Annotated in this window: 9 protein-coding genes; 6 read left to right on the top strand and 3 right to left on the bottom strand. The window is 67.8% G+C overall.

Annotated features, from left to right (window positions below; translation table 11 throughout):
- The first annotated feature begins 194 nt into the window (after positions 1 to 194).
- The 4 genes from SGR02S_RS17875 to SGR02S_RS17860 all read left to right on the top strand — a co-directional run bounded on the left by SGR02S_RS17875 (position 195) and on the right by SGR02S_RS17860 (position 3,863).
- Positions 195 to 1,412 carry an argininosuccinate synthase gene (locus tag SGR02S_RS17875; RefSeq protein WP_067113208.1) on the top strand — a complete coding sequence of 406 codons (1,218 nt, stop codon included), beginning with the start codon at positions 195 to 197 and terminating at the stop codon, positions 1,410 to 1,412.
- A 192-nt stretch (positions 1,413 to 1,604) separates the two neighbouring features.
- Entirely contained in the window at positions 1,605 to 1,823 is a 219-nt protein-coding gene (locus SGR02S_RS17870; protein WP_067113206.1) for a hypothetical protein, read from the top strand.
- Positions 1,824 to 1,872: 49 nt separating this feature from the next.
- Positions 1,873 to 2,874 (top strand): threonine aldolase family protein, encoded by a 1,002-nt coding sequence (locus tag SGR02S_RS17865; RefSeq protein ID WP_067113211.1) that lies wholly within the window; start codon positions 1,873 to 1,875, stop codon positions 2,872 to 2,874.
- Positions 2,871 to 3,863 (top strand): DMT family transporter, encoded by a 993-nt coding sequence (locus SGR02S_RS17860; protein WP_067113203.1) that lies wholly within the window; start codon positions 2,871 to 2,873, stop codon positions 3,861 to 3,863. The genes SGR02S_RS17865 and SGR02S_RS17860 overlap by 4 nt, the downstream gene beginning before the upstream one ends.
- Before the next feature lie 299 nt (positions 3,864 to 4,162).
- On the opposite strand, the gene murA is transcribed toward SGR02S_RS17860, so the two are convergent.
- Complete coding sequence (gene murA, locus SGR02S_RS17855; protein WP_067113200.1) at positions 4,163 to 5,446, bottom strand: UDP-N-acetylglucosamine 1-carboxyvinyltransferase; 1,284 nt, start codon at positions 5,444 to 5,446, stop codon at positions 4,163 to 4,165.
- Between the two features lie 73 nt (positions 5,447 to 5,519).
- Here murA and SGR02S_RS17850 point away from each other — a divergent pair, with 73 nt between their 5' ends.
- A complete protein-coding gene (locus tag SGR02S_RS17850; protein ID WP_169799706.1) occupies positions 5,520 to 6,521 on the top strand; it encodes a DMT family transporter in 1,002 nt (333 codons plus the stop codon).
- Here SGR02S_RS17850 and SGR02S_RS17845 read toward each other — a convergent pair.
- Entirely contained in the window at positions 6,518 to 7,123 is a 606-nt protein-coding gene (locus SGR02S_RS17845) for a 2-hydroxychromene-2-carboxylate isomerase (RefSeq protein ID WP_082797220.1), read from the bottom strand. The genes SGR02S_RS17850 and SGR02S_RS17845 overlap by 4 nt on opposite strands.
- Positions 7,117 to 7,860 (bottom strand): SDR family oxidoreductase, encoded by a 744-nt coding sequence (locus SGR02S_RS17840; RefSeq protein WP_255211519.1) that lies wholly within the window; start codon positions 7,858 to 7,860, stop codon positions 7,117 to 7,119. The genes SGR02S_RS17845 and SGR02S_RS17840 overlap by 7 nt, the downstream gene beginning before the upstream one ends.
- A gap of 156 nt (positions 7,861 to 8,016) precedes the next feature.
- Here SGR02S_RS17840 and SGR02S_RS17835 point away from each other — a divergent pair, with 156 nt between their 5' ends.
- Positions 8,017 to 8,511 (top strand): winged helix-turn-helix transcriptional regulator, encoded by a 495-nt coding sequence (locus SGR02S_RS17835; RefSeq protein WP_067113188.1) that lies wholly within the window; start codon positions 8,017 to 8,019, stop codon positions 8,509 to 8,511.
- The last annotated feature ends 19 nt before the right edge of the window (positions 8,512 to 8,530 follow it).

Here is an 8,530-nt window from a genome sequence, read left to right as displayed (position 1 = left end):
GGCTTTCGCCGGGGAACGCTCACCTGTCGGAAGGGGATGTTTGCCAAACAAGTTCAGGGTGACGAAAGGGAAAGTTCCGCATGACGAAGGATGTGGCCGCGCCCTTTTCCGCCCCTTCGCCCGATCAGGCCGTTGCGCCGCGCGGGCTGGCCTGCTAGCCGCGCCCGCGTCGTTTCCCGCCAGAAGGTGTCATCATGTCCGAGTCCATCAAGCGCGTCGTCCTCGCCTATTCGGGGGGGCTCGACACCAGCGTCATCCTCAAGTGGCTGCAGACCCGCTATGGCTGCGAGGTCGTGACCTTCACCGCCGATCTGGGGCAGGGCGAGGAACTGGAGCCCGCGCGCGCCAAGGCCGAACTGATGGGAATCAAGCCCGAGCATATCTTCATCGACGATCTGCGCGAGGAGTTCGTCCGCGACTTCGTCTTCCCGATGATGCGCGCCAACGCCCGCTACGAGGGCGACTATCTGCTCGGCACCTCGATCGCGCGGCCGCTGATCTCGAAGCGGCTGGTCGAGATCGCGAAGCAGACCGGCGCCGACGCGGTCGCGCACGGGGCGACGGGCAAGGGCAACGACCAGGTGCGCTTCGAGCTGTCCTGCTATGCGCTGAACCCCGACATCAAGGTGATCGCGCCGTGGCGCGAGTGGGACCTGACGAGCCGCACCGCGCTGATCGACTTCGCCGAAAAACACCAGATTCCGGTGCCGAAGGACAAGCGCGGCGAAAGCCCCTTCTCGACCGACGCGAACCTTCTCCACACTTCGTCGGAGGGCAAGGTGCTCGAGGACCCGTGGGAAGAGACCCCCGACTATGTCTATTCGCGCACGGTGAATCCCGAGGATGCGCCCGATGCGCCCGAATATGTCACCATCGATTTCGAGCGCGGCGACGGCGTCGCGCTGAACGGGCAGGCGATGTCGCCCGCGACGCTGCTCGCGGCGCTCAACGACCTCGGCCGCAAGCATGGCATCGGCCGGCTCGACCTCGTCGAGAACCGCTTCGTCGGCATGAAATCGCGCGGCATGTACGAGACGCCGGGCGGCGAAATCTATGCCCGCGCGCATCGCGGGATCGAAAGCATCACGCTCGACCGCGGCGCGGCGCACCTGAAGGACGAGCTGATGCCGAAATATGCCGAGCTCATCTACAACGGCTTCTGGTTCGCGCCCGAGCGCGAGATGCTGCAGGCGGCGATCGACCACAGCCAGGAAAAGGTGACGGGCACGGTGCGGCTCAAGCTCTACAAGGGCAGTGCCGCCGTTGTCGGCCGCAAGTCGCCGCACAGCCTGTACAGCGAGCGCCACGTCACCTTCGAGGACGACGCCGGCGCCTATGACCAGAAGGACGCGGCGGGCTTCATCAAGCTGAACGCGCTGCGGCTCAAGCTGCTGGCGAAGCGCGACCGCTGATCGCGCGCGGCGGCGCGGTTTTCGGCTGGCCGCGCTTGCGCGGCCGAAGCCGGTCGGTCCGGTCGTTTCATGCGCCGTGCCGTCCGCCCCTGCCACCACCATGCAACCGAATCGCGGTAAGGACGTTCCGGGTCCGATGGAGTCTCCCGCCATCGGAACGGGGCGATTTGCTCGGGAGCGGAGTGGTCCGCCATGGAGAATCCTGCCGCGCCGAACGACGGCGTCTACGAATGGCACAGCCGTTCGATCCTGCTGCCCCGTTTCGGTCTGCTGCTCGACCGCAACGGCACGCACTTCCGCCTGCTGATGCCGGGCGAATATCTGGTGCGCCGGTCGCGGACCAAGGGCAAATGGCTCTACCGTCCGCGCTCGCCCGACCGGGACGGCGCGCCGGACGCGTGGAGCAAATAACGGCTTAGCAGGATGCCCGTCCTGCGCTAAGGGCGGCGGCATGACCGCCCTGCGCTTCTTTTCCGACAATGCCGCCGCGGTCCATCCCGCGGTCATGGACGCCCTGGCCGCGGCGAACCATGTCGATACCGCCTATGACGGCGACGCGCTCAGCCGGTCGCTCGACGCGGCCTTTTCGGACCTGTTCGAAACGGAGTGCGAGGTCGTCTGGATTTCGACCGGAACCGCGGCGAACAGCATCATCCTCGCCCATTTCGTGCGGCCGTGGCAGGGTATCCTCTGCTATGAGGAGGCGCATATAGAGGTCGACGAATGCGGCGCCCCGACCTTCTATTCGGGCGGGGCCAAGCTGATGCCGCTGCCCGGCACGGGGGCGAAGATCGACGCCGATGCGCTGAAGGCGCGAATCGCCGGCATCCGCGCCGACGTCCACCAGGTCCAGCCGGCGGCGATCAGCATCACCAACGCGACCGAATACGGCCTGTCCTGGCGTCCCGACGAGGTCGCGGAGATCAGCGAGATCGCGAAGACCAGCGGCATGAAACTGCATATGGACGGCGCGCGCTTCGCCAATGCGGTCGCCTTTCTCGGCTGCACGCCGGCCGACGTCACCTGGCGCGCCGGGGTCGACGCGTTGTCGTTCGGCTTCACCAAGAACGGCGCGATGATGGCCGAGGCGCTGGTGTTCTTCGGCGGCAGCGGCGGTGCGGGCGTACGCGAACTCAAGAAGCGCGGCGGGCACCTGCTCAGCAAGGGGCGCTTCGTCGCGGCGCAGATCCGCGCGATGCTGAAGGACGATCTGTGGCTCGCCAACGCGCGCGCCGCCAACGCCGGGGCGGCGGCGCTCGCCGCGGCGTGCGGCGACCGGCTGATGTATCCGGTCGAGGCGAACGAGCTGTTCGTGCGGCTGACCGCCGAAGAGGCGGCCGATCTGCGCGCGCAGGGCTTCGATTTCTACGACTGGGGCGAAGGCGCCGCGCGCCTCGTCACCAGCTGGGATCAGGATGCCGCCTCGACGGCGCCGCTCGCGGCGGCGATCGCGGCGCTATGAGCCAGCCCGGCGCATCGCTCCTCCATCCGCGCGTCCTCATCCCCTTCGCTCTGGTGACGCTGATCTGGGGATCGACCTGGATCGTCATCAAGGGGCAGCTCGGCATCGTTCCGCCGAGCTGGTCGGTGACCTATCGCTTCATCGTCGCGGCGGCCGCGATGTTCCTGTTCGCCGCGGTGCGGGGCGAACGGCTGTGGCTCGACCGCCGGGCCTTCGCCTTCGTCGTGCTGCTCGGCATCGCGCAGTTCACCTTCAACTTCAATTTCGTCTACCGCGCCGAACAGCATATCACGTCGGGGCTGGTCGCGGTGCTGTTCGCACTGCTCATCGTGCCGAACACGCTGTTCGGGCGGCTGTTCCTGAAGACCCCGCTCGAAGGGCGCTTCCTGGCGGGCGCCGGAATCGCGATCGTCGGCGTCGGGCTGATGATCCTGCACGAATATCGCGCCGCGGCGCTCGGTCCGCAGGCGGTGGTCGCGGGCACGCTGCTGACGCTGACGGGGGTGCTCTCGGCCTCGATCGCCAACGTCATGCAGGGGACGAAGATCGCCCGCGCGCAGTCGATGACGGTGATGATCGCATGGGCGATGCTCTTCGGCGCGCTCGCCGACGGCGGCTTCGCATGGATCACGACCGGGCCGCCGACGATCGAGGCGACGCCCGTCTATCTGCTGGGCGTCCTCTATCTGGGCATCGTCGCCAGCGCGGTGTCCTTTCCGCTCTATTTCAGCGTGATCCGCGCCGTCGGCCCGGGGCAGGCGGCGTGGTCGAGCGTGCTGATCCCGATCATCGCGATGGGCTTTTCGACCGTCTTCGAAGACTATCAATGGGCGCCGCTGTCGATCGCGGGCGGCGCGGTGGCGCTCGCCGGACTGATCATCGCGGTGGCGAAGCGGCCCGAGCGCCCCTCGGTCAGTGGAAACATGGTGTCGGTCGCGGTCGACGCCCCCGAATGCTCGGCCATGGCGAGCGAGAACCCGCGCGACTGACGCCGGAGCGACCTACGAAAGGCTTTCCTACGTTATCGCGCCGTGACGGCCTTCGACGCATGACTGCTTCAATTTGTGCATACACGCGTCTCCCCTCCCGCTTGCGGGAGGGGTCGGGGGTGGGCCAGCGGCGTTGCATTTGCCCACCCCGCTGCGGCTAGCGAACAAGTTCGCAAGCCTCGCTGCCCCTCCCGCAAGCGGGAGGGGAGGTCGAATGGACGCACGACCCCTCGAACAAAGGGGCGTACCGTGTGCTCTGTATGCCTTGAAATAATGTTGCGCGCTTTTCGCGCGCCGCGTCAGTCGTCGCTGACGCGCTCGATATCGGCGCCGACCGCCTGCAATTTCTCTTCCAGCCGCTCGTAGCCGCGGTCGAGGTGATAGACGCGGTTGACCTGCGTCTCGCCCTCGGCGGCGAGCCCGGCGATGATCAGGCTCATCGAGGCGCGCAGGTCGGTCGCCATCACCGGCGCGCCGACCAGCTTTTCGACGCCGCGGACGACCGCGGTGCGGCCCTTGACCTGGATGTCGCAGCCCATGCGCGCGAGTTCGGGAACGTGCATGTAGCGATTCTCGAAGATCGTCTCGGTGAACAGCGAAGCGCCGGTGCCCAGCGTCGCCATCGCCATGAACTGCGCCTGCATGTCGGTCGCGAAGCCGGGATAGGGCGCGGTCGACAGCGTCACGGGTTCGGCGCGGCCCGACATGGCGACGCGGATGCCGCCCTTGACCTCCTCCACCGTCGCGCCCGCCTCGCGCAGCGCGGCGAGCGTCGCCTCCATCTCGGCCGCCTTCGCGCCGACCAGTTCGACGTCGCCTTCGGTGATGACCGCGGCGCAGGCATAGCTTCCCGCCTCGATGCGGTCGGCCATGACGCGATAGGTCGCGCCGTGCAGCCGGTCGACGCCCTCGATGGTCAGCGTCTCGCTGCCGATGCCGTCGATCTCGGCGCCCATCGCTGCGAGGCAGTTGCACAGGTCGACGATCTCGGGCTCGCGCGCCGCATTTTCGAGCACGCACGTCCCCTTGGCGAGCACCGCCGCCATCACCGCATTCTCGGTCGCGCCGACCGACACGACGGGGAAGGTGAACCTGCCGCCGGCCAGCCGTCCGCCCGGCGCACTCGCCTTCACATAGCCCGAGGCGAGCTCGATCTCCGCCCCGAAGGCTTCGAGCGCCTTCAGGTGCAGGTCGATCGGCCGGTTGCCGATCGCGCAGCCGCCGGGCAGGCTGACCGTCGCCTCGCCCGCGCGCGCCAGCAGCGGGCCGAGGACGAGGATCGACGCGCGCATCTTGCGCACGATGTCATAGGGGGCGACGGTCGAGGTCAGCGTCGTCGCGCGCGCGGTCATCACGCGCCCGAAATCCTCCGGCCGCGACCCTTCGATCGTCGTCGAGCAGCCGAGCTGGTTGAGCAGGTGGCCGAAACCGTCGACGTCGGCGAGTCGCGGCAGGTTGCGCAGCGTCAGCGGCTCGTCGGTGAGCAGCGCGCAGGGGAGCAGGGTGAGCGCGGCATTCTTGGCGCCGGAAATGGGGATACGGCCCTTGAGTCGCTGGCCGCCGCGAATGACGATTTGATCCATCGAGCGTGTTTAGCGGATGCGCGGGAGCGCGCAAGCGGTTGCCTCCGGATGCCCGGCACGGCACGGAGGCGCGATGAACGACGGAACAGGCATGGAAGAATCGGTGCACGCGGCTCCGGGGGCGGGGCTGGCGGGATTGTGGGCGCGGCCCTATCTGCTGCTGACGCTGACCGCGGCCTGCTGGGCCGGCAATTCGATCGTCGGGCGGGCCGCGCGTGATTTCGTGCCGCCGATCGCGTTGTCCTTCTGGCGCTGGGCGCTCGCATTGCTGCTGTTGCTGCCGCTCGCCTGGCCGCACATCCGGCGCGACTGGCCGGTGCTGCGCGCGCACTGGCCGATCATGATCCTGCTGGGGATGCTGGGGATCGGGTCGTTCAATATCCTGCTCTACAGCGGGCTCCAGACCACGACCGCGCTCAATGCGATGCTGATGCAGTCGGCGCAGCCGGCGCTGATCCTGCTGATCGGGGCGCTGCTGATGAAGGAGCGCACGACCGCGCGGCAGATCGCGGGCGTGGCCGTCTCGCTGGCCGGGGTATTGACCATCATCTCGCGCGGCGACCTGCAGGCGCTGCTCGCGCTGCGGCTCAACGGCGGCGATGCGATCATCGGTTTCGCGGTGGTGCTGTGGGCGGTCTATTCGGTGCTGCTGCGCCGCCGCCCGCCGGTTCATCCGCTCAGCCTGCTGGCGGGTTCGATCCTGATCGGGATCGTGGCGATCGCGCCCTTCTATGCCGGCGAACTGGTGCAGGGGCGGCGGATCGTCGTCGCGCGCGAAAGCGTGCTGGCCATCGCCTATGTCGCGATCTTCCCCTCGTTCCTTGCCTATCTCTTCTTCAACCGCGGCGTCGAACTGATCGGGTCGGCGGCGACGGGGCAGTATATGAACGTCATGCCGCTGATCGGCGCCGGGCTGGCGATCGCGTTCCTGGGGGAGGAACTGCATCTCTTCCACGTCGCCGGGCTGTTCCTGGTGATCGCGGGAATTTTCGTGGCCGGGCGCAGCATGCAGGCGCCGGTTACGGCGGCCGATGCGGTGGTCCCGGCGCGACCGTCCGACGGCGGCAGATTCTAGCCCAGCAGTGCCTCTTCGACCTGGGCCAGGCGATCCTTGCCGAAGAACATCGCGTCGCCGACGAAGAAGGTCGGGATGCCGAACACTCCGCGCGCGACGGCGGCCTCGGTATTGGCGGCGAGCTTTTCCTTGATGGCGGGCTCCTGCGTCCGGGCGAGCAGCGCCGGGCCGTCGAAACCGTTGGCCGACAGGAAGGCGGCGGCGACGGCGGGGTCGTCCATCTTCAGCCCTTCTTCCCACATCGCGCGGTTCACCGCCTCGACATAAGCGTCGAGCCGCCCTTCGTCCGCGGCGACGATGGCGCCGCGCATGATCAGCAGGGTGTTGACCGGGAAATGGGGGTTGAGCCGGAAGCGGGTCAGCCCATGCCGTTCGATGAAACGGCGCATTTCCAGATTCTCGTAGGCAAGCTTTGCCGGCACCCCGGCATATTGCACCATCGGCGCCTTGTTGCCCGTCGCCTTGAAGATGCCGCCGAGCAGGCAGGGAGTGACCACCAGTTCGGCGCCGGTGCGATCGAGGATGCCCGGCAGGACCTTCAACGTCAGATAGGCGTTGGGACTGCCGAAATCGAAGATCAGTTCGAGGCGTTTGCTCACCATTTTTCTCCCCATGGGCGAAGGTCGAGTTCGTGCGTCCACGCGCTCCGCGGTTGCTTGTGCAGCGCCACATATTGGGCGGCGATCGCGTCGGGGTTCAGGATCAGATCCTGCGCCCTGGCATTGTCGAAATCGGGGTGGCGGTCGCGGATGAATTCGGTGTCGATCGCGCCGTCGATCACGACATGCGCGACGTGAATGCCCTGCGGCCCCAACTCGCGCGCCATCGACTGGGCGAGCATCCGCAGCGCTGCCTTCGCCCCCGAAAAGGCGGCGAAACCCGACCCGCCGCGCAAGCTGGCGGTCGCGCCGGTGAATATTATGGTGCCGCGGCGGCGCGGCGTCATGCGCTTCGCGGCCTCGCGCCCCATCAGAAACCCGGCCAGGCACGCCATCTCCCAGACCTTGCTGTAGACGCGCACCGTCGTCTCGCCGATCGGGAAATTCACATTGGCGCCGATGTTGAACACCGCGACCTCGACCGGCCCGACCTCTGCTTCCACCCGGTCGAACAGGCCGGTCATCGTCTCTTCGGACCGCGCATCGCCGGGAAAGGCGCGCGCGCCGTGCCCCTGGTCGCGGATAGACTGCGCGAGGGCCTCGAGCGCGTCGGCGTGGCGTTCGCGGCGGTTGACGCAGGCGGTCATCCCTTCGGCGGCGAAGGCGCGCGCAATGGCGCCGCCCGTCGCATCGCCGGCGCCGACGATGACGGCCGCGCGAGTGGATGCTGGATCGGTCACGGCGAATCTCCTCTTGCAGGCGATAGTAACTATGATAATCATAGTAACAAGAGTAAAAGTCGTTCGTCATTCCCGCGAAAGCGGGAATCCAGCGAACCGGCGTTGGAACTGGATTCCCGCTTTCGCGGGAATGACAAACGAAGGAGAGGCTAGAGTTTGCCCAAACGCACCGACCTGTCGAACACCTTCTGCCCGCTCGGCCGCTCGGCCGAGCTGCTCGGCGACCGGGCGGTGCTGCTGATCCTGCGCGAGCTGTTCTTCGGGCGGCGGCGGTTCGAGACGATCGTCGTGACCACCGGCCTCGGGCCGCAGCTCGTCTCGGCGCGGCTCAAGCGGCTGCTTTCGGAAGGGGTGATCGAGCGCCATGCCTATCGCGACCGGCCGCCGCGCCACGAATATCGGCTGACCGCCAAGGGCAGGGATCTGTTCGACGTGCTCTATGCCCTGCGCGGCTGGGCCGAGCGCTGGGCCTATACGCCCGGCGAGACGGGTGGCGGGCCGGCGATGCGCTATGTGCACCGCGCGTGCGGCGCCGATGTCGGGACGGCGACGATCTGTCCGGGGTGCGGCGAGCCGCTGCGCTATGGCGAGCTGAAAGGCGAGCCGTCGCCCGCGCTCCGGGCCGAACAGGCGGCGCGTTCGGGCGGTTGATTTCCCCTTCGGCTTGCCG

Origin of the sequence: Sphingopyxis granuli NBRC 100800, from assembly GCF_001591045.1 — a bacterium.
GTDB lineage: Bacteria > Pseudomonadota > Alphaproteobacteria > Sphingomonadales > Sphingomonadaceae > Sphingopyxis > Sphingopyxis granuli.
Note: the sequence above shows the minus strand (reverse complement) of the source record. Positions and strands in the feature narration are given on the sequence as shown.

What these genes read in the sequence shown, in the direction of transcription:
- SGR02S_RS17875 (WP_067113208.1), top strand. Translation starts at nt 195, where the DNA reads ATGTCCGAGTCCATCAAGCGCGTCGTCCTCGCCTATTCGGGGGGGCTC.
- SGR02S_RS17870 (WP_067113206.1), top strand. Translation starts at nt 1,605, where the DNA reads ATGGAGAATCCTGCCGCGCCGAACGACGGCGTCTACGAATGGCACAGC.
- SGR02S_RS17860 (WP_067113203.1), top strand. Translation starts at nt 2,871, where the DNA reads ATGAGCCAGCCCGGCGCATCGCTCCTCCATCCGCGCGTCCTCATCCCC.
- murA (WP_067113200.1), bottom strand. Translation starts at nt 5,446, where the DNA reads ATGGATCAAATCGTCATTCGCGGCGGCCAGCGACTCAAGGGCCGTATC.
- SGR02S_RS17850 (WP_169799706.1), top strand. Translation starts at nt 5,520, where the DNA reads ATGAACGACGGAACAGGCATGGAAGAATCGGTGCACGCGGCTCCGGGG.
- SGR02S_RS17845 (WP_082797220.1), bottom strand. Translation starts at nt 7,123, where the DNA reads ATGGTGAGCAAACGCCTCGAACTGATCTTCGATTTCGGCAGTCCCAAC.